At 52.3% G+C, this 23,201-nt stretch carries 21 protein-coding genes and 1 riboswitch; of the genes, 18 read left to right on the top strand and 3 right to left on the bottom strand.

The window, feature by feature from the left end:
- Nucleotides 1-9: 9 nt before the first annotated feature.
- Nucleotides 10-106: riboswitch (ZMP/ZTP riboswitch) on the bottom strand.
- 180 nt (nt 107-286) lie between these two features.
- The 3 genes from QTL79_RS04205 (at nt 287) to QTL79_RS04195 (ending at nt 3,247) form a co-directional block, all read left to right on the top strand.
- Entirely contained in the window at nt 287-955 is a 669-nt protein-coding gene (locus QTL79_RS04205) for a uracil-DNA glycosylase (RefSeq protein ID WP_346353694.1), read from the top strand.
- A 77-nt stretch (nt 956-1,032) separates the two neighbouring features.
- Entirely contained in the window at nt 1,033-2,295 is a 1,263-nt protein-coding gene (locus tag QTL79_RS04200) for an Nramp family divalent metal transporter (RefSeq protein ID WP_346353693.1), read from the top strand.
- A gap of 355 nt (nt 2,296-2,650) precedes the next feature.
- Nucleotides 2,651-3,247 (top strand): ECF transporter S component, encoded by a 597-nt coding sequence (locus QTL79_RS04195; protein ID WP_346353692.1) that lies wholly within the window; start codon nt 2,651-2,653, stop codon nt 3,245-3,247.
- On the opposite strand, the gene QTL79_RS04190 is transcribed toward QTL79_RS04195, so the two are convergent.
- Both QTL79_RS04190 and QTL79_RS04185 read right to left on the bottom strand, forming a co-directional pair.
- Nucleotides 3,244-4,158, bottom strand: coding sequence for a YitT family protein (locus QTL79_RS04190; protein WP_346353691.1), 915 nt, complete (start codon nt 4,156-4,158; stop codon nt 3,244-3,246). The genes QTL79_RS04195 and QTL79_RS04190 overlap by 4 nt on opposite strands.
- A gap of 32 nt (nt 4,159-4,190) precedes the next feature.
- A complete protein-coding gene (locus tag QTL79_RS04185; protein ID WP_346353690.1) occupies nt 4,191-4,547 on the bottom strand; it encodes a DUF4870 domain-containing protein in 357 nt (118 codons plus the stop codon).
- Nucleotides 4,548-4,870: 323 nt separating this feature from the next.
- On the opposite strand from QTL79_RS04185, the gene QTL79_RS04180 reads away from it, so the two are divergent.
- The 7 genes from QTL79_RS04180 (at nt 4,871) to QTL79_RS04150 (ending at nt 9,665) form a co-directional block, all read left to right on the top strand.
- Complete coding sequence (locus tag QTL79_RS04180) at nt 4,871-5,743, top strand: Rossmann-like and DUF2520 domain-containing protein (protein ID WP_346353689.1); 873 nt, start codon at nt 4,871-4,873, stop codon at nt 5,741-5,743.
- A gap of 1 nt (nt 5,744) precedes the next feature.
- Entirely contained in the window at nt 5,745-6,578 is an 834-nt protein-coding gene (gene panB / locus QTL79_RS04175; protein ID WP_346353688.1) for a 3-methyl-2-oxobutanoate hydroxymethyltransferase, read from the top strand.
- A gap of 14 nt (nt 6,579-6,592) precedes the next feature.
- Nucleotides 6,593-7,453 (top strand): pantoate--beta-alanine ligase, encoded by an 861-nt coding sequence (panC, locus tag QTL79_RS04170; RefSeq protein ID WP_346353970.1) that lies wholly within the window; start codon nt 6,593-6,595, stop codon nt 7,451-7,453.
- Complete coding sequence (gene panD, locus QTL79_RS04165) at nt 7,444-7,827, top strand: aspartate 1-decarboxylase (protein WP_346353687.1); 384 nt, start codon at nt 7,444-7,446, stop codon at nt 7,825-7,827. Before panC ends, panD begins: the two co-directional genes overlap by 10 nt.
- Nucleotides 7,828-7,897: 70 nt before the next feature.
- Entirely contained in the window at nt 7,898-8,374 is a 477-nt protein-coding gene (locus QTL79_RS04160; RefSeq protein WP_346353686.1) for a NanQ anomerase/TabA/YiaL family protein, read from the top strand.
- Between the two features lie 88 nt (nt 8,375-8,462).
- Nucleotides 8,463-9,275, top strand: coding sequence for an adenosylmethionine decarboxylase (gene speD, locus QTL79_RS04155; RefSeq protein ID WP_346353685.1), 813 nt, complete (start codon nt 8,463-8,465; stop codon nt 9,273-9,275).
- Between the two features lie 135 nt (nt 9,276-9,410).
- Entirely contained in the window at nt 9,411-9,665 is a 255-nt protein-coding gene (locus QTL79_RS04150; protein ID WP_346353684.1) for a hypothetical protein, read from the top strand.
- Between the two features lie 14 nt (nt 9,666-9,679).
- Here QTL79_RS04150 and QTL79_RS04145 read toward each other — a convergent pair whose 3' ends face one another.
- Nucleotides 9,680-10,570 (bottom strand): LysR family transcriptional regulator, encoded by an 891-nt coding sequence (locus QTL79_RS04145; protein WP_346353683.1) that lies wholly within the window; start codon nt 10,568-10,570, stop codon nt 9,680-9,682.
- Nucleotides 10,571-10,665: 95 nt separating this feature from the next.
- Here QTL79_RS04145 and QTL79_RS04140 point away from each other — a divergent pair, with 95 nt between their 5' ends.
- The 8 genes from QTL79_RS04140 to pyrG all read left to right on the top strand — a co-directional run bounded on the left by QTL79_RS04140 (nt 10,666) and on the right by pyrG (nt 23,156).
- Nucleotides 10,666-14,427 carry a phosphoribosylformylglycinamidine synthase gene (locus QTL79_RS04140; protein WP_428845456.1) on the top strand — a complete coding sequence of 1,254 codons (3,762 nt, stop codon included), beginning with the start codon at nt 10,666-10,668 and terminating at the stop codon, nt 14,425-14,427.
- Nucleotides 14,428-14,767: 340 nt separating this feature from the next.
- Entirely contained in the window at nt 14,768-16,138 is a 1,371-nt protein-coding gene (locus tag QTL79_RS04135) for a sodium-dependent transporter (RefSeq protein ID WP_346353682.1), read from the top strand.
- A gap of 135 nt (nt 16,139-16,273) precedes the next feature.
- A complete protein-coding gene (locus QTL79_RS04130) occupies nt 16,274-17,197 on the top strand; it encodes a DUF2156 domain-containing protein (protein ID WP_346353681.1) in 924 nt (307 codons plus the stop codon).
- A 168-nt stretch (nt 17,198-17,365) separates the two neighbouring features.
- Entirely contained in the window at nt 17,366-18,619 is a 1,254-nt protein-coding gene (locus QTL79_RS04125; protein ID WP_346353680.1) for a hypothetical protein, read from the top strand.
- A gap of 146 nt (nt 18,620-18,765) precedes the next feature.
- Entirely contained in the window at nt 18,766-19,227 is a 462-nt protein-coding gene (locus tag QTL79_RS04120) for a YwiB family protein (protein ID WP_346353679.1), read from the top strand.
- Complete coding sequence (argS, locus tag QTL79_RS04115) at nt 19,193-20,857, top strand: arginine--tRNA ligase (protein ID WP_346353678.1); 1,665 nt, start codon at nt 19,193-19,195, stop codon at nt 20,855-20,857. The genes QTL79_RS04120 and argS overlap by 35 nt, the downstream gene beginning before the upstream one ends.
- Before the next feature lie 128 nt (nt 20,858-20,985).
- Nucleotides 20,986-21,342, top strand: a complete 357-nt coding sequence (gene rpoE, locus QTL79_RS04110; protein WP_346353677.1) for a DNA-directed RNA polymerase subunit delta — start codon at nt 20,986-20,988, stop codon at nt 21,340-21,342.
- A gap of 206 nt (nt 21,343-21,548) precedes the next feature.
- Entirely contained in the window at nt 21,549-23,156 is a 1,608-nt protein-coding gene (gene pyrG / locus QTL79_RS04105; RefSeq protein ID WP_346353676.1) for a CTP synthase, read from the top strand.
- The last annotated feature ends 45 nt before the right edge of the window (nt 23,157-23,201 follow it).

Here is a 23,201-nt window from a genome sequence, read left to right as displayed (position 1 = left end):
AGGCAAAGGTGAAAGTGCCCAGGCGGCCGGCTATGTGCGTTAGCTGCACAGTCAGGTACATTCCCTCGTGGTTGCCCACTCTAATCCGCCAGTCATGTACCCGTTATGAATTTGTTTGGATATGGACATATTGTAACGGCTGAATGATACAAAGTCAATCACCGGGGAAAAAATAAATCGGTTCTGCCAAGCGAAGAAAAAGGTGACAAAGTCTTTCGCCTATATGTGGAAGGATTTAAAGAAGGAAGGTCAAACTAAAAGATAAAGAGAGAAAAGCGAAGCGGAGATGAAGCGATTGTACGAATCAACGGAAAAACTGGAAAAAGAGCTGTTGGCTTGCGTGGCCTGTCCATTGGCGCAGGCGGGGAACCGGGGCGCGACTTCCTGGAATGGGGATGTTGCGGCGCAGCTTGCGATCGTCGGCGAAGGGCCGGGACAGGTCGAGGATGAATACGGCGTACCGCTGGTGGGACCGTCCGGGCAGCTGCTTGATAAAGCGTTGCATAGCGTCGGCGTCACGCGTGACCGGATATATACGACGAATGTAATCAAGTGCCGGCCGAAAGGTAATCGCACGCCGACGCTAGAAGAAAGCTGCTTTTGCGCGCTGCGCTGGCTGGATGAGGAAATGGCCTGCGTCAAGCCTAAGGTCATTATTGCACTTGGCAGCGTGGCTTTGAAGTATCTGAAGGGAGAGGAAGCGCGGATTACGCGTGACCGGGGAAACTGGTTCGAAACGAAGTACGGCATTCCGGCGATCGCTACGTATCACCCGGCCTATCTGCTGCGCCAAAGCGGAAAAGAACTGGTCAAGGCGAAATGGCAGGTTTATTATGATTTTCAGGCTGCGGTAGAGCGCGTTGCCTCTCTTGTGCCTGAATGTAAGCTAAAGAGTGAAGAAGCGCCGAAGCTGCTGGAAATCTATACCGAGCGTCGTGCTGCACGGTGCAAATAGTGCTTGCCAAAATGAGAGAATCGCGTTAAAGTAAAACATAACTACTAATTGATAATGATTACTGGAAAGAGGTTGCTATGTTTTCTTTTTTACGCGAAAATCATGGACTTGATATTAGGGCGCGTGAAATATTGCGTTATATCGGGCCGGGCATACTGGTTACGGTTGGGTTTATCGATCCTGGAAACTGGGCGTCGAACTTGGCGGCTGGCGCCGGATACGGCTATAAGCTGCTGTGGATGGTGACGCTGTCGACAATTATGCTGATTATCTTGCAGCATAACGTCGCCCATTTAGGAATTGCCACCGGACTGTGCCTGTCGGAAGCGGCGACGCAGCATTTGAAGCCGTGGCTGTCTCGCTCTGTTTTGCTTACCGCGGTTGCTGCGTCAGTGGCGACCGCTATGGCGGAGATATTGGGTGCCGGCATTGCGCTGACGATGCTCTTTCATGTGCCGCTAAAAATCGCCTGCGTTCTTGCTGCGTTTTTGTGCGCGTGGCTGCTCTGGTCGAATTCTTATAAAAAATTGGAACGTCTGATCATGCTTTTTGTTTCTTTGATTGGCTTTTCGTTTCTCTATGAACTCAGTCTGGTTCAGGTTGATTGGGGCCAGGCGGCGACAGGCTGGGTCGTGCCGGTGATACCGGATGGCTCGATGGCTGTTGTTATGAGCGTGCTTGGCGCGGTTGTGATGCCGCATAATCTTTTTTTGCATTCGGAAATCATTCAAAGTCGGCAGTGGAACTTGGAAGACGAAGCTGTCATCCAACGCCAGTTAAAGTATGAATTTGCCGATACGTTAATAGCCATGCTGATCGGCTGGGCGATCAACAGTGCGATGATCTTGATGGCGGCGACCGTGTTTTTTTCCAGCGGTGTTGCGGTCGAGGAGCTACAACAGGCTAAAGATCTTCTGCAGCCTTTGCTTGGCAGCTCTGCGGCTCTGGTTTTCGCCCTGGCGCTTTTGTTTTCCGGGGTATCCTCGACCGTGACCGCAGGAATGGCAGGCGGCAGCATTTTTGCAGGGATGTTCAATGAACCCTATGACATAAAAGACCGGCATTCGTTGCTTGGCGTTTCATTAACCTATGTGCTGGCGTTGCTCGTGATCCTCTTTATCGACAGTCCGTTCGAGGGTCTGGTGTATTCACAGGTAGCGCTGAGCATTCAATTGCCATGGACTATTTTTCTTCAGGTCTATTTGACTTCTTCTACGAAGGTTATGGGGAAATACGCCAATGGCCGCTGGCTGAAATATTTATTGTGGCTGGTTGCAGCGATTGTCAGCGGTTTGAATATTATGCTATTGCAGGACATTCTTAAGGAGATGCTTGCTTAGGCAAAGAGAGGAGGCCATCTGCCCGAAAAGGGCGGATGGCCTCGTTAAGAAGGTAAGGGTTTTATTACAAAATGATCGAGGGAAGCAAGAATCTTACGATTCTTTGCCGGGACTTGTTGCTGGAGTCCCAGTGATGTTATTATCGCATAGTTTGAAGAAAAATAGAGTCGGTAAAAACGCGGATTTGCCTGTCGGGAAAACAGTAACGTCAATAGTCAGAATTTTTCTGACGTTAGCCGGGCAATACCTGTAAGGCTTGCGTAACTTCTTTGGCGCTGATAAAATTAACGTTGTTTTACGGAAGTCTATAAAGCGACTTGCGCGGGGCGCAATTTTTAGAAATACGGAGGGAAAAATGGTGAGAGAGGACAACAAGACGAAGTATTTGACGAAGGTGGCGATGCTATCGGCGATTGCCGTCTTATTGATGTATATCGAAGTGCCTGTGCCGTTGATGCCTGGTTTTTTAAAACTGGATGCAAGTGAACTTCCAGCGGTGATTGGCGCTTTTGCGCTTGGACCGCTCGGCGGGATTTGGATTGAAATGATCAAAAATTTGCTGCACGGCATGAACTCGCAAACGATGGGGATCGGGGAAACGGCTAATTTTTTAGTCGGCGTTTCGTTTGTCGTACCGTCCAGTCTGCTCTACAGGCGCAGTCGGACAACAAAAGGAGCGATACTGGCATTGACCGCAGGTACAATGACCATGGTCTTTACCGCATCGCTCTTAAATTATTTCGTATTATTGCCGCTTTACCAGCTGGCACTGCATTTTCCGCTCGAAAAAGTCGTAGCGCTGGGCAGCGCCGCCAATCCGAAGGTGGTTGACCTTGCCAGTTTCATCGCATGGGCAATCGCGCCGTTTAATCTGTTAAAAGGAGTTGCCGTTTCCCTTCTGACACTGGCGGTATATCGCCGGGTGGCGCCGATCGTTTGTCAACGCGGCTAATCGCGCAGCGGAGCGGAAGTTTCGACAGACTCTTTCGTTTTTTGGCGTCTCGGCAGCGGTAAGGTAAAGCCGCGTCCGCTGACTTCGGCGGCATCTTGGATAAACATAAAAGACTTTGGATCGATGTTCTCGATGATGAACTTTATTTTGGCGACCTGCGTCAAAGTGACGACGACTAAAATAACTTTACGCTCTTGTTGCGTGAAAGCGCCTTCGCCATGCAAAAAGGTGACGCCGCGGCCGATTTCTTGCAGAATCGCAGTAGCGATTTCATCACAGTTGTCAGAAATGATCGTCACGGTTTTTTTGCGGTTGAATCCTTCGATGACCTTATCGGTGACAGCTGAAGTGACGTACATGGAAAGCAAAGTGTACATCGCCGGTTTAAAGCCGAACAAGAAAGCGGAAGTGGTCATCAAGATAAAATTGATAATGAAGATAACTACGCCGATGTCAAAGGCGTAGTATTTTTTTACCAAAATGGCGATCAGATCTGCGCCCCCGCCGTGCCCTCCGGCGCGAAAAACGAGTCCGTAGCCGAAACCGCTGGCGGCGCCGCCGCATAAGGCGGCCAATAAAATGTCATCCGTCACGCTGTAAGGGACAAGAAAAGCAGTCGCATCGAGCGAAAAGGAAAACGCGAGCATGCCGTACAGACCGATGATGACCGATTGCTTATCGAGCAGGCGGTAGGAGGCGACAAACAAAGGTACGTTCATCATGCCGACCAACAAGCCGACCGGCCATTTGAAGAGCAGATAGAGAATGATGGCGATGCCGCCCAATCCGCCGCTCAACATCTGATGCGGAATCAAAAAGAGATTGACGGCTGCGGCGGCTAAAAGGGAAGCGGCAGCTATGATCAGGTAGCGCTTGGCCTGTCTGGCCAAAGTGTAACGAATGCGTTTCATGGGAAAAAAGATCACCTCATTGTCAGATTGGTCTATTGGATGCGACGCACCAAAGCTTGAATCAAAGGGTAGCGGTACGCAGCGCCGTCGGCGGCGCGTATCGAAGCCAAAATCGATGTGACGAGCAATGCCAGCCAAACGACCGCCAGAAGAGGCATTAAGAGAAGTCCGATTAGCAGAAAGGAAAGCAGGAACACGCCGGCGGTAAGAACCAAAACGGTCAGATGAGCGACCAAAGCTTGGCGTGCGTGCTCATAGACGAACGGATCGTCACGGCGCAGAAGAAAGATCAGCAGTGGAGCAAGAATGAAACCGAGTCCACCCAAGAAATAAGAAATATGGGCTAAGACAGCCAACAGTTTTTGTTCGGCAGTAATGGAAGTATTCATTAAGGCACCTCCTTATCTCCCCTTTATTGTAACATTTATCGGCAGCATTTTGTATAGCGTAAAAATACTTGTCGGAACGGAGTGTCTGTGGTACTATCTAGTTGACCTTAGGCCTGACAACGATGCGGGTGATATCCTTAGGGAATCGCACTGCGGCAGTGCGGCTGCGGGTCAGACAAGTAAAAGCTTTTCGCGTGTGACCAAATAACCGCTTGGATCTGTAAGACAGACTGGGACGGGAGGTGTTGCAGGATTTTTCTGTGCCTTTCGGACGTAGTGCGTCGGAAAGGCTTTTTTTATTGCGAAGAGGGAGGCGAAGAAAAGTGACGTTAACCATTGCCGTCATTGGCGCTGGAAAAGTTGGCAGCGCGTTGGCGCGCGCTTTGCAGATTTCGGGCTGCGATATCGCGGCTGTTTTCAGTCGGCGTCGCTCCTGTGCGGAGCGCCTGGCTCAGGAAGTGGGGGCGACGGTGACGAATTGCGCCGCCGAAGCCGCGGCGCTGGCTGACGTTGTGCTGCTGGCAACTCCGGACGCGGTTATCGCTGATGTGGCGGAAGAATTGCGCAGCGCAGGCTGTCTGCGCGAAGGGCAGAGCGTACTGCACATGGCGGGCGCGCTTGGCGGCGAACCGCTTGCTTCTTTGGCAGGCGGCCCGGCGAGCCTCGGCTGCCTGCATCCGCTGCAGACTTTTGCCGGAGGTGAAGCGAAGGAGGCATTTCAGAATGTCTTTTTTGCCATAGACGGCGATCCGGAGGCGTGCGCGTGTGCCGGGAGGTTGGTTGAAATGCTGGACGGTCGGGCGTTTCAACTGCCGGAAACAGAGCGTTCGCGCTACCATGCGGCGGCTTGCATGGTTTCCAATTATCTGGTCGTACTTGTGCAGTGGGCGGTGAGACGCTACGGCGAATTTGGCCTTGCAGAAGCAGACGCGCTGCCTGCGCTGCTGCCTCTTATTCGGGGGACTGTGTTGAATTTGCAGCGCGTCGGTACGGAAAAAGCCTTAACCGGACCGATCAGCCGCGGCGATGCGGCGACGGTAGCGGCGCATTTGGCGGTACTGCCGGATGGGTTGGAGCGGGAAATTTATCAGGTGCTGGGCCGCGGCGCATTGGCGCCGCTTGTTGAGAAGCAGCGCCTTACGACAGACGTTTGCAAAGAAATTGCCGGACTGCTAGAAAATCAAAGGAGGATTTGAAATGAATAAGCGGGTGACGACGACAACGATACGAGAGAGAAAAACAGCGGGGACGCCGATTACGATGCTGACGGCCTATGATTTTTCGATGGCGCAGATGCTTGATGGCGCGGGGATCGATATGCTTTTGGTCGGTGATTCGTTGGGTAACGTGGTGTTGGGGTATGACTCGACGCTGCCGGTAACGATGGAAGATATTATTCATCATGTCAAGGCGGTATGCCGCGGCGCACAGCGGGCGATGGTGGTAGCGGATATGCCGTTCATGTCGTATCAGATATCGCCGCAGGAAGCACTCAAGAATGCAGGGCGTCTGATCAAGGAAGGCGGTGCGCAGGCGGTAAAATTGGAAGGGGGCAAAGAGGTCGCCGATGCCGTAAGGGCGATTGTCGCCGCCGGAATTCCGGTCGTCGGTCATCTGGGACTGACGCCGCAATCGGTGCATGCGCTGGGCGGTTTTCGTGTGCAGGGCAAGGATGAGGCGGCTGCGCAAAAAATGCTCGATGATGCCAGGCTGCTTGCGGAGTGCGGTGCCTTTTCGCTGGTCTTGGAATGCGTGCCGTCTGCTTTGGCGAAACGGATTACCGCGGCGCTCCCGATTCCGACAATCGGCATCGGCGCCGGTTGCGACTGCGACGGACAGGTGCTGGTGACGCAGGATCTGCTCGGCATGTACGATGGTTTTACGCCCAAATTCGTCAAACAGTACGCGACGCTTCATGTTCAGGCGGCTCAGGCTGTCGCCGCATACCGCGATGAAGTGTCGCAGAGGGCATTTCCGGCACCGGAACACGGTTTTATGATGGATGACGGTATTTTGGAAAAACTGTATTAAGGAGATGCGCGATGATGAAAATAATTGAAACGATTGCAGAAATGAGGCAGTTTGTGAGAGAACAGCGCGGGGCGGGAAAAACAATCGGATTTGTGCCCACAATGGGCGCCTTGCATCAAGGGCATCAGGAGCTTTTTCACAAGGCGGGCGAACGCTGCGACATCGTCGTGGCAAGCATTTTCGTCAATCCGATGCAATTCGGCGTCAATGAGGATTTGGCAGCTTATCCGCGCGACAGCGAGGGTGATGCGCGAAAAGCTGCCGCCGTCGGCGTGGCGGCGCTCTTTTTGCCGCGGGTGGAAGAGATGTATCCGACTGGGTATGCGACGCAGGTCGATGTTCTCGGGATTACCGATTTGCTCTGCGGCAAATCGCGTCCGGGACATTTTCGCGGCGTAGCGACAGTGGTGACCAAGCTGTTTAACATCGTCCAGCCGGATGTGGCCTTCTTCGGGCAAAAAGATGCGCAGCAGGTGCTTGTCTTAAAACGTATGGCGGCGGATCTGAATATGGCGCTGGAAATCGAAGTTGTACCGATCGTTCGGGAAGCGGACGGGCTTGCGTTGAGTTCGCGCAATGCCTATCTTAACGCCAAAGAGCGTCAGGCTGCGTTGAGCCTTTCACGCAGCTTGGCTTTAGCGAAGCAAGAATTTGCTGCCGGAAGACGCAGTGTTCAGGAACTCAAGCAACTGATTCTGGAGGAGCTTAGCAAAGAAACGCTGGCCGTCATCGATTATGTTGAAGTGTATTCGTATCCGGATTTGGCGAAAACGGAAACTGTGGCTGGCCAGGCAATTGTTGCGCTTGCCGTGCGTTTTGGCGCAACGCGTCTGATTGATAATCTGATTCTGGGAGGGACTGAAGGATGTTATTAACCTTGCTGAAAGCGAAACTGCACTGCGCGACGGTTACGGAAGCCAATCTGAATTATGTCGGCAGCATCACGATTGCGGAAGATCTGTTGGAGGCGGCCGGAATTTTCGCCAATGAACGGGTGCAGGTCGTCAACAACAACAATGGCAGCCGTTTGGAGACATACGCGATCAAGGGGCCACGCAATTCTGGGGTCATCTGCCTGAATGGAGCGGCGGCGCGCTGGGCGCAGCCGGGCGACATCGTGATTATCATGGCGTATGCGTTAATGGAGGAAAGCGAGGCGAAAAGCTTCCGGCCTACTGTCGTGCTTCTAAATGAAAACAACGCGATCGGCGAAATCAGGCGAAGCGAAATTCACGGCGACAGCGTCTAAGCGTCTTCAGGCAGGTGAAGCGGCAGAGCGAGTCGAACTTTCCTGATAAAAGGACAAGGGGGAACTTGCTATGATCTTTGGCGTATTGCATGAACTGGAGCGTGACAGGCAGTGGCTGCCGGCGGCGTTGGTGACCGGTCTTGACTATCTGGCCAGGACGGATTTGGCGGCGTTGCCGCTTGGGAAGCATCTGATCCAGGGGGAAGATATCTTCGTCTCCGTTTCTGAATATGAAACCGAACCGTGGAAAGACAAACGGCCGGAAGCCCATCAGCGTTATCTCGATATTCAGTGTCTCGGACGCGGTGTGGAAATCATCGGTTGGCGTCCGGCGGGCGATGATCTTGTCGTCGAGGAAGATCGGCTGGCAGAGGCGGATTTGCTATTTTTTCGACCGCCGACAGGTGAAAGTGAAATATTACTCGAATCAGACCGTTATGGCATATTCTGGCCGGGCGAAGTGCATCGTCCGGGCTGTGCGCTTACAGAGCCGCTAAAGGTGAAAAAAATAGTCGTAAAGGTCGCGGCAAAGCTTCTCTGCAGATAATTTTTTTGCACCTATTTACAGCGAGAAGGAACTAGTATACTATATGTAATATTGAAATTCGATTCTGATAAAGTAAGGTGAGAAAAAATTGGAAATCAAGTCCTTCAAAAAACTCAAGCTGTATGGGTTCAATAATTTGACGAAGACCCTCAGTTTCAATATGTACGATATCTGTTATGCCAAAAGTCCGGAACATCGTCAGGCTTATATCGAGTACATCGATGAAGAGTACAATGCAGAACGATTGACCAGGATTTTGACGGAAGTTACGCATATGATCGGGGCGAACATTCTCAACATTGCAAAACAGGACTATGATCCGCAGGGCGCCAGTGTGACCGTGCTGATCTCAGAAGGCAAGGTTGAAGAGGCGGAGGGGAATGGAGAAGCCGCGCCGGAAGATCCGAAATCGGAGGCGGTCGTAGCCCATCTCGACAAGAGCCATATCACGGTGCACACCTATCCGGAGAGCCATCCGGAAGCGGGTATCAGCACATTCCGGGCCGATATTGACGTATCGACCTGCGGCGAAATCTCGCCGCTCAAAGCGCTTAACTACTTGCTCTCCTGTTTTTCCGCGGACATCGCAATCGTCGATTATCGCGTGCGCGGTTTTACACGCGACGTAAACGGCAAAAAATATTACATCGATCACAAAATCAATTCGATCCAAAATTACATCAAACCGGAAACGCGCGAGCAGTATCAAATGATCGATGTGAATGTGTATCAGGAAAATATTTTTCACACGAAAATGCTGTTGAAAGAATTTGACTTGGATAATTATTTATTCGGTACGGCGAAGAGCGAACTGTTGCCGGGTGAAAAGAAAAAGATAAAGCAAAGCCTGAAACGCGAAATGGCCGAGATATTCTACGGCCGGAATATTCCCAAGGTATGAGAAAAAGCAGTCTGCGAGGCAGGCTGCTTTTTCTTTGAAAAACATAGATGGAATTTTCTGCATATTCTTGTGGAAATCGACATGCTAGAGTATACTAAAGGTAAGAAGTGCTTGGTGGTAAAGGAGGCGACGGCTATGTTTGTGCAACCGGAATATACGCGTTCGCAGGCTCTTGGTTATGCCCGGCTGGCTCTAAAAGCCGCGGAAGAGCGCGGCATCATCAAACTCGAAGCGATCCCTCAGATCATGCATGAGATGTACAATCTGCTTAACACGCTCACGAAGGAAGAAGCGGAAGGGCGCGGCAATCAGTTCAAACACAGCGATATGTACAAGCAGGTAGCGGAAATATACGAGAAAAAGACAGAAAGAGAAAGACTCCCGGAATAATCCGGGGTCTTTTTTTATCCTTCAAAGAGGCGAAGAAATTCCAGGGCCGCCGGAGGCAGAGGCAGACGGCTGTGCGCCAAAAGGCCCCATTCGCGCGGCGGAATCGGCGTATCGACGGGCAAGAGAAACAGCGTTTCGTTTTTCAGACGGCTGCTCAGATGTTCGCGGCTGGCGAAAGTGATGCCCAGATCGATTTCCGCCAAATCGAGCAACAGATCGAGACTGTCAAGTTCGATCTCCGGCTGAGGCTGTAGTCCCTGGCTGGTGAAGAGATGGTCGAGGAAACGACGCGTACCGGTGCCGGATTCGAGCGTCAGAAGCGGTAACTGCGCGAGCTCTTGAAGCGTCAGTGCGCGGGCTTGAAGGTGACGAAAGCGAGGGCCGCCGACAAACGCATCCTGAAGCGGAAAGCGATGGTGCAAAATCGTATGCGGATAAGAACCGGCATGCGGCAGATTCACCGCGACGACGTCCACCTGACCTTTCGTCAGCAGGTCGACGCAAACAGGAGAGGGGCGGCTGATGATCTTAAGTCGAATGCGCGGGAAACGACGATGAAACTGCTGTAAAAAAGGGAGCAGGTGATATTTGCAAAGCGTATCGCTTGCGCCGATTGATAGTTCGCCCTGTTCCAAGGTCGTCAATTCGAGCAAAGAGCGTTCGCCTGTTTTTAATAGTTGAAAGGCTTGCTCCACATGCGAGTAGAGAAGTTCGCCGGACTGCGTCAGCGACACCTGACGGCTGTTGCGCCAGAGCAGCTGGACGCCAAGCTGTTCTTCCAGCGATTTAATGGATTGGCTGATCGCCGATTGCGAGAGAAACAAGCGGGCGGCGGCAGCGGAAAAACTGCCTAATGAGGCGACGTGATAAAAAACTTTGTATAACTCAAAGCTGACGTCTTTCATAAGAACTCCTTATTAATGTGATCAGTAAAATTAATTTTTATTATTGAACTAATTGTACTACAATAAAAGCAGAAACCCAAGAGGAGGTTTGTATTGTGGAGCAAATACGCCGTGTTTTTGTCGAAAAGAAAGCGGGCTTTGATGTGGAAGCTTGCGGGATGTTGGCCGATTTAAGGGATAACCTTGGCATAAAAGCGTTGGCTGGCCTGCGCCTGCTGAACCGTTATGATATGTCGGGCTTGAGCAAAGCGGAATACCACGCGGCAAAATGGACGGTTTTTGCCGAGCCGGTGGCGGATAAGGCTTATGATGAATGCATACCTCGCGCGGAAGCGGATGCGATGTTTGCGGTCGAATTTTTGCCGGGGCAGTACGATCAGCGCGCCGATTCGGCGGCGCAGTGCGTGCAACTGTTGACGCAAAAGGAACGTCCGCAGGTCAGCAGCGCCAAAGTCATCTTATTATATGGAAGTCTTTCGAAGGAAGAGCTGCTAGCGATAAAAAGCTACCTGATCAATCCGGTGGAGTGCCGCGAAGCTGCGCTCGAGAAGCCGCTGAATTTACGTGCGGAAGAAGTCAAGCCGGAAGCGGTCGAGCGAATCGGCGGCTTTGCTCTCTGGAGCGAAGCTGCGCTTGAAGAGTGGCGACAGGAACAGGGACTGGCGATGAGTCTGGCAGATTTAAAGCTGTGCCAGACTTATTTCAGCAAGGAAGAAAAAAGGGAGCCGAGCGTAACGGAAATCAAGGTGCTGGATACGTATTGGTCGGATCACTGCCGTCATACGACTTTTATGACTGCGATTACGGATGTCGAGTTCGCTCAGGGGGAACGCTGCCAGCCGATCCGCCAGGCTTATGAAGAGTATCTTGCGGATCGTCAGGTCGTTTACGGCGGACAAGAGCGCGCCGTATGCCTGATGGATATCGCCGTCATGGGAATGAAAACGCTGCGCCATGAGAAACGACTCCCGGATCTTGATGAGTCGGAAGAAATCAATGCCTGCAGCATCGTGGTTCCGGCGCTCATCGACGGGCAGGAAGAAGAATGGCTGGTCATGTTCAAGAATGAGACGCACAACCACCCGACCGAGATCGAACCGTTCGGCGGCGCGGCTACTTGTCTGGGCGGTGCGATTCGCGACCCTCTCTCGGGCCGTTCTTATGTTTATCAGGCGATGCGCCTCAGCGGTAGCGGCGACCCAAGGCGACCGGTTTCAAAGACGCTGCCCGGCAAGTTGTCGCAGCGCAGGATCACGACTGGCGCTGCAGCCGGCTATAGTTCTTACGGCAATCAGATCGGATTGGCAACCGGACAGGTCACGGAAGTATATGACGAAGGCTATGTCGCCAAACGAATGGAAATCGGCGCCGTCATCGCGGCCGCGCCGCGCAGTCAGGTCGTGCGTTTGAAACCGGCAGCAGGCGACTTGGTCATTTTAGTCGGCGGCCGTACCGGTCGCGATGGTTGCGGCGGAGCGACCGGTTCTTCGAAGGAACATACGGAAGATTCGCTGGCGACTTGTGGTGCGGAAGTGCAAAAGGGAAATGCGCCGACGGAGCATAAGATACAGCGCTTGTTTCGTCGTTCGGAAGCGAGCCGTCTGATCAAGCGCTGCAATGACTTTGGCGCAGGCGGTGTCGCGGTGGCGATCGGTGAGTTGACGGACGGTCTGCGGATCGATCTGGATGCCGTGCCGAAAAAATATGAAGGTCTGGATGGGACGGAACTGGCCATATCCGAATCGCAGGAGAGAATGGCTGTGGTTGTTGCTGCGCAAGATGCAAGTTCGTTTATTGCGCTGGCGCTGGAAGAGAATCTCGAGGCGACCGTTGTGGCTGTGGTAAGCAAAGAACGGCGTCTGGTCATGACTTGGCAGGGTGATACGATTGTCGATCTAAGCCGTGACTTTCTCGACACCAACGGTGCGCGTCAGGAAAGTCGCGTCAAAGTGAACGCGCCGGAATTTAGCGCGAACTACTTTAAAGCGGAGGCGAGCAACGTTGACTTGCGGGCGGCTTGGACAGAGCGTTTGGCAGACTTGAATGCCTGCAGCCAACGCGGACTGGTAGAACGCTTTGACAGCAGCATCGGTGCGAACAGCGTCTTGATGCCGTTTGGCGGCCGTTATCAGGCGACGCCGGCGGAGGGAATGGCGGCAAAATTACCTCTTTTGCGCGGTGAAACAAGTACGGCGACGTTGATGACTTGCGGCTTTAATCCGAAGATTGCGAATTGGAGTCCTTTTCACGGCGCAGTTTATGCGCTGGTCGAAGCGGTGGCCAAAATTGTTGCGATGGGCGGAGAATACCAAAGGATCCGCTTGACTCTGCAGGAATATTTTGAGCGGCTTGGACAAGATGCGAGCAAATGGGGCAAACCGTTCAGCGCTCTGCTCGGCGCGCTGCTCGTTCAACGGCGTCTCGGCATTCCGGCGATCGGCGGCAAAGACAGCATGTCGGGAACTTTTCTCGAATTGCATGTACCGCCGACGTTAGCGGCGTTCGCGGTCAATGTCGCGGATGCCGGCAGGATTGTCTCGCCAGAGTTAAAGAAAAGCGGCAGCTTGTTGGCGTTTGTGCCTGCGCCGCGCGACGGTAATGAGCTTCCTCTTTGGGAGACGCTGACGCGCCATTGGCGCAAGGTGCAGGAAATGACGAGCGCCGGTAAGGTGCTTGCCGCACAAAGCGTCAGAGAAGGCGGCATTGCCGTTGCACTCAGCAGAATGTGCTTCGGCAACCGTCTCGGCGTCGAAGTGCGCGGCGCGTGGCGGCAGGAGGCTCTGTTTGCACCGGAGTACGGCAGTTTGATTTTGGAACTGGCGGAAGAAGTTGCGCCGGAGGAAATTGCGGCGGAAGGCTGGATACTGCTGGGGCGTACACAAGCGGAAGGGAAAATCTGCGTAAACGGTGAAACGCTGCTGCTCGAAGAACTGCAGACGGCCTGGGAAAAACCGTTGGAGGCTGTGTTCCCGACGAAGGTTGCGTTTGACGCCCCGGTGTTTAAAGAACTGGTGGTTGAAAAGCGAAAAGAAGTAAAACGGACAATTGCTAAGCTTGCTAAGCCGCGCGTTTTGATTCCGGTCTTCCCCGGCACGAATTGTGAGTATGACACGGCGCGCGCTTTCGAGCAGGCTGGCGCAAGCGTGGAAACGTTGGTGATTCGCAACCTGACGTCTGCAGCCGTCGAAGAGTCGGTTACTGCCTTGGAAAATGCGCTTGGCAAGGCGCAGATCCTGATGCTGGCGGGCGGTTTTAGCGCCGGCGATGAACCGGATGGTTCGGGGAAATTCATTGCGACGATGTTGCGCAATCCACGATTAAAAGAGGCTGTGCACCGTTTGCTTGAAAGGCAGGACGGTTTGGCGCTTGGGATTTGCAATGGCTTTCAGGCTCTGATCAAGCTGGGGCTATTGCCCTACGGCAAGATCTGCGATTTACCGCAGGACAGCCCAACGCTGACCTTTAACTCACTCGGCCGCCATGTTTCCTGCATGGTGCAAACACGTGTCGCGGCGACGAACTCACCCTGGCTTTCGCATCTGACAGTCGGCGATCTGCATACGATTCCAGTTTCGCATGGTGAAGGACGCTTTCAGGCAACGCCGCAGTGGCTGGAAAAATTGGCGCTGCAAGGACAAATCGTGACGCAATATGTGGATGACGAAGCAAAGCCTACGCTTGCTCTGCCTTATAACCCCAACGGGTCACTGGCGGCAGTGGAAGGGATCATCAGTCCCGACGGACGGATTCTCGGAAAGATGGGCCACTCGGAACGCTGCGGCAAGCATGTCGCAAAGAACATACCCGGCAATCAGGATCAGGGCTTATTTAAGGCAGGCGTTAATTATTATCGATAAACTAGAGGAGGCTGTCTCAAAAACGATGGAGACAGCCTTCTTTTTATACTGCCCGAAGAGGAAAAAAATGCGTTCTTTTCTCAGGCGAAATAGTGAGAATGTTACAATTTCCACAAATGACTTAAAAAGCGTCTCTTCCATGAAAAATAAGAGGGAAGGGGAATGTGACGACGACGTGGTAGGAAAAAGAGTGAGGGAAGTCCATTGGAAAAGTACAAATGAACCTTAAAGGCGACGTATGTAGCGTTGACATGGATAAAAGTCTCTGCTAGTATTTACATAGTAACCAGGCTGCGCTACGGCATGGGCGAAAAAACAAACGCATAAAGGAGTGAAGAGTTTGGCTAGCAACGAAAAAAGAGAGACGTTTTCCTCGGGCCTGGCAGTGTTTTTTGCGACATTGGGCTCGGCGGTAGGTCTCGGGAACATTTGGAAATTTCCCTACCTTACCGGACAAAACGGCGGCGGCGCATTTTTATTGGTATATTTTTTATGTATTGTATTTGTCGGCCTGCCGGTCATGATGAGCGAATTCTATATCGGACGTACGGCACGCAAGAACGCGATCGGCGCGTTTAAGGCGATAATGCCGGGGACGCTGTGGAAGCATGTCGGGACGATGGGCGTTTTGGCGACCTATTTGATTATGTTTTTTTACAGTTGTGTTGCAGGATGGGTCTATTTTTATTTGTTCAAAGCATTAACCGGTGAATTGTCCGGTATTACGATGGAGGGCGCAAAAGCGCAGTTCGGCTCTGTTATCATGGGACCCTGGTCGCCGATCCTCTGGCAATGCATCGTCATGGCGGTGGTGTCGGGAATCCTGATCATGGGCGTTAAACAAGGGATTGAGAAGATAACAAAGACTTTGATGCCGCTGCTCTTCGTGCTGATCCTAGCGTGCGATTTGCGCGCGTTGACGCTGCCGGGAGCATGGGAAGGCGTACGCTTTCTCTTTCATGTCGATTTCAGCCAGCTGTCGGGCGCTGCGGTTCTCACGGCGTTGGGGCTTGCCTTCTTCAAATTGTCGCTGGGTTTGGGCTGCATGATCACGTACAGCAGCTATTTTACCGAGGACAATAATATGTTGGGTACGGCAGCTAAGGTTGCCTTTTCGGATACGCTGGTATCTTTATTGGCCGGCCTGGCTATTTTTCCGGCGGTGTTCGCATTCGGCATGGAGCCGGGCGCAGGTCCCGGGCTGCTCTTTATGACGCTGCCGCTCGTGTTCGCACAAATGCCGCTGGGCAATCTGCTGCTGATCGCATTTTTCTTTCTGGCGTCTATCGCAGCAACAACTGCGATGCTGTCGTTGGTCGAAGTTCCTGTTGCGTACTGCATTGAGGAACGCGGCATGTCCCGTACCGGTGCCGCTGTTTTTAACGGAATACTGATCGCCGGCGTCGGCGTTTTGGCAACACTGTCCGTCGATCCTTCAAGCCTGCTTGGTCAGATGACGTTTATGGGACGCGGTTTCTTCGACTGGTTCGACTATTTGTCCTCCAACATCCTCTTGCCGATCGGCGGCTTGCTGACGGCGATCTTTGTCGGTTACCTGATGCCGCGCGAGCAGGTGGTGGCCGAACTCACCAATCAAGGCCGTCTGGCGATGGCGGGCATGGTGGGGATGTTATACAGCATTTTGCGTTACGTGACGCCGGTACTGTTGATCGTCGTTTTTCTCGCCTCCGTTGGTCTTGTCAAATTGTAGGCTGTAAAAAAAGCACCTGGCGTTGCCGGGTGCTTTTTGCATTGGAGAATGAAGGCTTCTTCTTGGAGGCGCCGGAGGCGACGACTTGCGGATCGGTTGGAAATGGCATAAAATAATAAGCAGAAAAGAAGTGCTGTGCAAGAGACGGAGGCGAGTACAATCGATTTTAAGGCAGTGGAGTTGGCCGATAAACCGATCTTTGATAAGGCGTTTGCAGCCAGACGTTATGAGAACGCCCATTTTAATTTTACGAATCTCTTTATGTGGCAAAAAGCCTATGATATTCAGTGGACGGCATGGGAAGATCTTATTTTAGTCAAGGCCTGCTGGGAAGGAAGCCACTTCGTGTTGCCGCCGTTCGGCAGCGACCGCAATTTCGGCGATGGAGTGTTGCAGCTCAAACGATATTTGAGCGGGGATGGCCGGGAATTTTTGTTGCGCGGCTGTGAAAAGTTTATGCTGGAACTGCTGGACGAGCAATTGCCGGGCGCGTTTCGGGCGGAAGAAGACCGCGACAACTTCGATTACCTGTATAAGGCGGAAGACTTGCGCGAACTGAAAGGACGAAAATTTCATAAGAAAAAAAACCATGCCAATGCGTTTCGACAAAGCTATCCGGAATATGAGTACCGGGTGATGGATGAGACGGTTGCGCTGGAAACGCAGACTTTTCTCAAAGAATGGTGTCGGCAGCGCGATTGTGAAAAAGGCGATAGCTTGGACTGCGAGCGCAAGGCGCTGTCGATTGGATTGCAGAATTTCCGTGCGCTTGGCATAAGCGGCGGCGCAATCTATGTGAAAAATGAAATGAAAGCAGTCACTTTTGGGGAGAAGATCAATTCGGATACCGCGGTAGTGCATGCCGAAAAAGCGGATACCGAACTGCGCGGTATTTATACCGCGATCTGTCAGGATTACTGCCAACATGCATGGAGCGATGTCGCTTACATCAATCGAGAAGAGGACATGGGCGAAGAAAATTTGCGCAAAGCGAAGCTCGCCTACCAGCCGATCCGGCTGATCGAAAAATATGTTTTGACGGCAAACGACAGTCGCTAAGCGGCAAGTACGAGCAGCCCCACTTTGCGAACCGAAGTGGAGCTGCTTTGCTGTTTAATGCGGAGCGGCGGCAGGAAAAAAGACGAGCAGGGGGAATCTTATCCTAAATGGGAAAATAGGATGCTGACGAGGTGAGAATATAGCGGTTGTAATGATGCAGGATAAGAGATGAAAAGAAATGGTGAGGAAGAAAACGTGTTTACAGGATTTTTACGAAGATGGCTGGGGTTTGGGAAAGAAAACCCAGTGCAGGAAATAGAAGAGGATGAAGGAAACGCCTTGCTGGGCCAGGAACAGGAAGTGGTCCTGAGTGAGGTGGAGCTCGCCGACTGGCTCAATGAACGTTTGGCGGGACGGGGCGGGTTACGCCGTCTTGAATTGTGTTTGCCGTCCGATGGCTTGATTCGTTTGAAGCTTGAACTGGCATGGTTGGGCGAGGTGGAGTTGAATTGCTCACTGGCGGATTTATGGCATGATCGTTATACCTCGAGCCTGGAAGTGAAATTGCATCAGGTGATCGTGAAAGAAACGGGCGGCAAAGGAGTCGCAGCGAAGTTGCTTGTGCCGTTTTTGCTGCGTCTGTCCTATCTGGTCGGCACGTTCACGACGAATGAAGGGGTTTCCCTGCGTTTGGCGCCGGAGGCGATTCAGATTGACTTGCGCGAACATGTGACGACGGTGGTCTCGCCGAAATACCGGCGATTGCGCCACAATCTGGTCATCATCGGCGGCGAAATTCTGGCAGGTCGATTGTTGCTTCATATCCACCGCGTCCCCTCCTGCAAGGCGGAGGAAGAGTGCGGCAGCGGCGAATTTTTCAGTCCGCAAGGACGCAGCAGCCTGATGACGCTTTGGCACTGGTTGCTGCTGATCACATATGTATTTATTTTGATCCATCTTACCTTTCCGGTCGTGCAACGCGCATTTACTTTTGTCTACAGCGATACCGGACAAGGGATGCGGTTTCTCTGGTCGTTCATTTATGATATTTTGGTTCTGGTGATGTCCTTCTTTTTCTTGCGTTTGACGATGTTTCCGTTTTATGTCCATTGGTGGCGTTACAAGCATGAGGTCAGCCTGCTCCGCATGGAAGAGGCAAAGGATCGCCAATACTTGCGCATCCTGGATCGGTGGTTTAAAGATTTTCGCGAGATGTACCACGCTTTGTCGCGCAATAAGAAGGCTTTGGTTCAATATCGACAGCAATTGCGCGATGCAATACGCGATGTAGGCCTGCAGCGCCGTCAATTGGCGGAGAAACAGGAATACCTTGATGCGCAGCATTGGAACTGGATGCGCCAGATCGTCGTCGGCTATCTGGTCGCGTTCGGTCTGGAGTGGCTGTATATCAATGAGATTTTACCGCCGCTTGAGATGACGCTCGATTGGGTGAATCAATTGATGGCCTGGCTGCTTCGCTAAAACGCGTTAGAGCATGCTGTGCGCAGACTGTGCAACGAAAAAGTTGCGCAGTCTGTTATTTTGTCCGGAAAGCCCCCTTTTCCTTGCATTATCCGCCTGGTTCGCTATAATATATTCATGTGCCGAAGCTTGGGAGGGGATAAACAGTGAAGGCTGTCATTATGAAGATTGTGGGCGTACAACGTGACGCCGCCGGGGAAGAAGACAGCGTAGAACTGTTGACCGCCGGCCGCTGTTATGTTAAAAACGGAATGACGTATTTGCTTTATCAGGACAGCCAGATATCGGGCTTAGAGAACAGCATGGTCACGATAAAGATCCGCCCTGATCGCGTGATCATCAATCGCAGCGGCGTCATCCAGCACAAGCAGATCTTTAGCGTGGGCGAACGCTATGAAGGGCCTTATATCACGCAGTACGGCCGGATCGAGATGGCTGTGCTGACCAAAAACCTAAAGATTGCGCTGACGGAAGAACTCAGCGGCAGTCTGGAGATTGAGTATGATTTGGAAATTAACGGACAGTGGCAGAGTGCGAACCGTCTATCTGTTACGATACAGGAGGATAAGGGACATGGACATGAAAATCGTATTGCAGACAGCCATTGAAAAAGCGGCGAAGGCCGCGATGGCAGCCGGAAAGTTGCCGCAGGGTGAGCTGCCGGAAATTTTACTCGAAGTACCGCCGCAGAAAGAATTTGGCGATTTTGCTTCCAACTTTGCGATGCAGGCAGCGCGCAGTTTAAAAGCGAATCCGCGCGGCATCGCACAGGCGATTGTCGAAGAGTTGCAGGAAGAATGGTTGGAGAAAGTGGAAATAGCCGGACCGGGCTTTTTGAATTTTTACTTGAATCCGCGTTGGGTGCACGAACTTCTGGCTGGCATCTTGGCGCAGGGTGAAGGATACGGCAACACGAAGCATGGTGCAGGACAGCGTATTCAGGTTGAATTTGTCAGCGCTAATCCCACAGGACCTCTCCATGTAGGACATGGCCGCGGCGCGGCTGTGGGCAGTGCGCTTGTCAATTTGCTGCGTGCCGCCGGTTATGACGTGGCCAGCGAATATTACATCAATGACGCCGGCAACCAGATCGACAATTTGGCGCTGTCGGTAGAGGCGCGCTATTTGGAGTTGCTGGGCCAAACGGTCGAGTTCCCAGCCGATGGCTATCATGGCGAGGATATTGTCGACACGGCGCGCAGGATCATTGAACATCATGGCGATCGATTCCTGAAGCTGTCGGTCGCAGAGCGGCGCGAGCAGTTTAAAGAAATCGCACTGCAGGAGAAGCTTGCGGCGCTTAAGGAAGATCTGGCTGCGTTCAACGTCCAGTTCGACCATTGGTTCAGTGAACGAACGCTGCACGAAGCCGATGCGATTCAGAGCGCATGCAAAGAATTGCGTGAGAAAGGCTATCTCTATGAGCAAGATGGCGCGCAATGGCTGAAATCGACCGCGTACGGCGACGACAAGGACCGGGTTGTGATCCGCGACAACGGGGTTCCTACGTATTTAGCCGCCGATATCGCGTATCATCGCAATAAGATGGAACGCGGTTTTGAGCAGCTGATCAATATCTGGGGTGCGGATCACCATGGCTATATCTGCCGCGTAAAGGCGGCGATTGCCGCCTTCGGCTATCGACCGGAACAGTTGGAAGTGCTGATTTTGCAAATGGTCAGCCTATTCCGCGACGGCGAATTGGTCAAGATGTCAAAGCGGACCGGACAAAGCGTCACGCTGACGGAGCTGATGGAGGAAGTTGGTACTGATGCGGCGCGTTTCTTCTTCATCATGCGCTCGATCGACAGCCAGTTGGATTTTGACCTGAATCTGGCGAAATCGCGGACGAATGAAAATCCGGTTTATTATATCCAATATGCGTATGCGCGCATCTGCAGCATTTTCCGCCAGGCGGAAGAAGCCGGAGCCGATACGCAAAATCTTTCGGCGGCAGAGTTGTCGCTGCTCAGCAGTCAATGGGAAGTGGATCTGATTAAAAAACTGGGCGAGTATCCGGAAGAGATTTCTCAGGCGGCAGAGGAACGTGCACCGCATCGAATCGCGCGCTACGTCCATGATTTGGCGGGGCAATTTCACACCTTTTACAACCAATGCAGAATCGTCGGCGTAGAAGCGGACTTGCAGACAGCCCGTCTGGCGCTGGCGAAAGGCGTACAGTCGGCAATTCGTCATGCGCTCACTGTATTGGGCGTCAGTGCTCCGGACCGTATGTAAAATTCATTTTTGCAAAAAAAAAGGAGTTTCAGTGCAAATGGTGAATATTATCACGAAATGATTTGCCTGCTGCGTGCAGCGCGTAAATCAAAAGGTGATATCTATATATGCGGAGGGAATGGAATAACATGAAAGCAGTTTCAGAAGTGGAAGTTGCATATCAAGTTTTACGGAGCCGGGGGTATGCCATGTATTTTCGTGACCTCATCGGCAGCGTGCTGACGCAAACCGGTCAACGGGCCTCGTCGCAGGCGCATGCAATGGCAGAAGTGCATACGCAGATCAACATGGACAGTCGTTTTATTCACATGGGTAAGGGAATGTGGGGCTTGGCGGAGTGGACGCCGCAGCAGATGAACGCTCGAATGGCCGAAGACGGCGAATGGGGCGGCAGCGGGACAAGTACGCCGCGCCGAGAAAAATTATTCGAAGAGATCCAGCAGGAATATGTCGCGGCGGCAGCTGAGACTGGCGAACAAGAATAACTCCTCTTGACACTGCTCCATGCGAAGGATAAAATAATTGAAGTGCTTGGAGCGATCCGGGAGGACGGGGCAGCCAGCGGCGATGAAAGATAGAACGCTCTATCGCATCGAAGTTAGACTGCGGCTCTTCCGTTTTTAAAGCGGGAACGGAAGTTCGAAACCGGACGCCAAAACTTTGCAAGGCATGCTTAGGAGGATTCTTTTCTATGGCTAAATACATTTTTGTTACTGGAGGCGTCGTTTCTTCCCTGGGTAAAGGCATTACTGCCGCATCGCTGGGGCGTCTTCTGAAAAACCGCGGTTTGAAGGTGACGATTCAAAAGTTCGACCCCTATATCAACATCGATCCTGGTACGATGAGCCCTTATCAGCATGGCGAAGTGTTCGTCACCGATGACGGAGCCGAAACGGATCTGGATTTGGGACATTATGAGCGGTTTATTGATATCAACCTGGGCAAGGGTTCCAATGTGACGGCAGGCAAGATTTACTGGTCGGTCATCAACAAGGAACGTAAAGGCGATTATCTTGGCAGCACGGTTCAGGTCATCCCTCATATTACCAATGAAATCAAAGAACGGATTTACCGGGTCGGTAAAGAAGATAACGCGGACGTCGTTATCACTGAAATCGGCGGCACGGTCGGCGACATTGAGAGTCTGCCGTTTTTAGAAGCGATTCGTCAAGTGAAAAAGGAAGTCGGTCGTGAAGGTGTCCTTTATTTGCATGTGACGCTGTTGCCGTATATTGCGGCAGCAGGGGAATTGAAAACAAAGCCGACGCAGCACAGCGTAAAAGAATTGCGCAGCATCGGCATCCATCCGGATATCATCGTCTGCCGGAGCGAACATGACATTTCACAGGATATGAAGGATAAATTGGCGCTGTTCTGCGACATCGACGTAAATGCCGTGATTCAGAACAAGACGGCTGCGTCCATCTATCAAGTGCCGTTGATGATGCAGGAAGAAGGTCTGGATCGAATCGTCATGGACAAACTGAACTTAAAAGCCGGCGAGGCCGATATGACAGAGTGGAAAGCGATGGTTGACAAGATCGTCAATCCGGAACACGAAGTCAAAGTGGCGGTCGTCGGAAAATATGTTGCGTTGCCGGATGCCTATATGAGCGTTACGGAATCGCTGCGCCATGCAGGCATTGCAAATAGTACGGCGGTATCGATTAAATGGATCAATGCCGAAGAACTGGAAGGCAACAATGTCGATTTGCCAGGAATGCTCGGCGATGTCGAAGGCATTCTCGTACCGGGTGGTTTTGGCGATCGTGGGATCGAAGGCAAGATCAGAGCAATTCAATATGCGCGTGAAAACAAAGTGCCTTATTTTGGCTTGTGCCTCGGTATGCAAACGGCAGTGATCGAGTTTGCCCGTAATGTCTGCGGACTGAACGGCGCGCATAGTACGGAAATGAATCCAGATACGGCGCATCCCGTTATTGCGTTGATGGAAGATCAAGTAGAAGTGGAAGACAAGGGCGGCACGATGCGTCTGGGCATTTATCCGTGCAAAGTGACGGAAAATACGCTGACGCAGGCGGCTTACGGCGAATCGATAATTTATGAACGCCATCGCCATCGTCTCGAATTCAACAATGCTTACCGGGAGCAGATCACTTCGGCCGGCATGATTATCGGCGGTACCTCGCCGGATGGACGTCTGGTGGAAATTGTGGAGCTTAAGGATCATCCTTGGTTTGTCGCAACGCAGTTCCATCCGGAATTGAAATCGCGTCCGACAAATCCGCATCCGTTGTTCCGTGAGTTCATCAAGGCAACCCTGGGGCAAAAAAAATAATACAGGCAAGCAGCTGTCGGCAGGTCCGGCAGTTGCTTTTTGCTA

The organism is Azotosporobacter soli (genome assembly GCF_030542965.1).
GTDB classification, from domain to species: domain Bacteria; phylum Bacillota; class Negativicutes; order SG130; family SG130; genus Azotosporobacter; species Azotosporobacter soli.
This window is presented reverse-complemented; position numbering and strand designations above follow the sequence as displayed.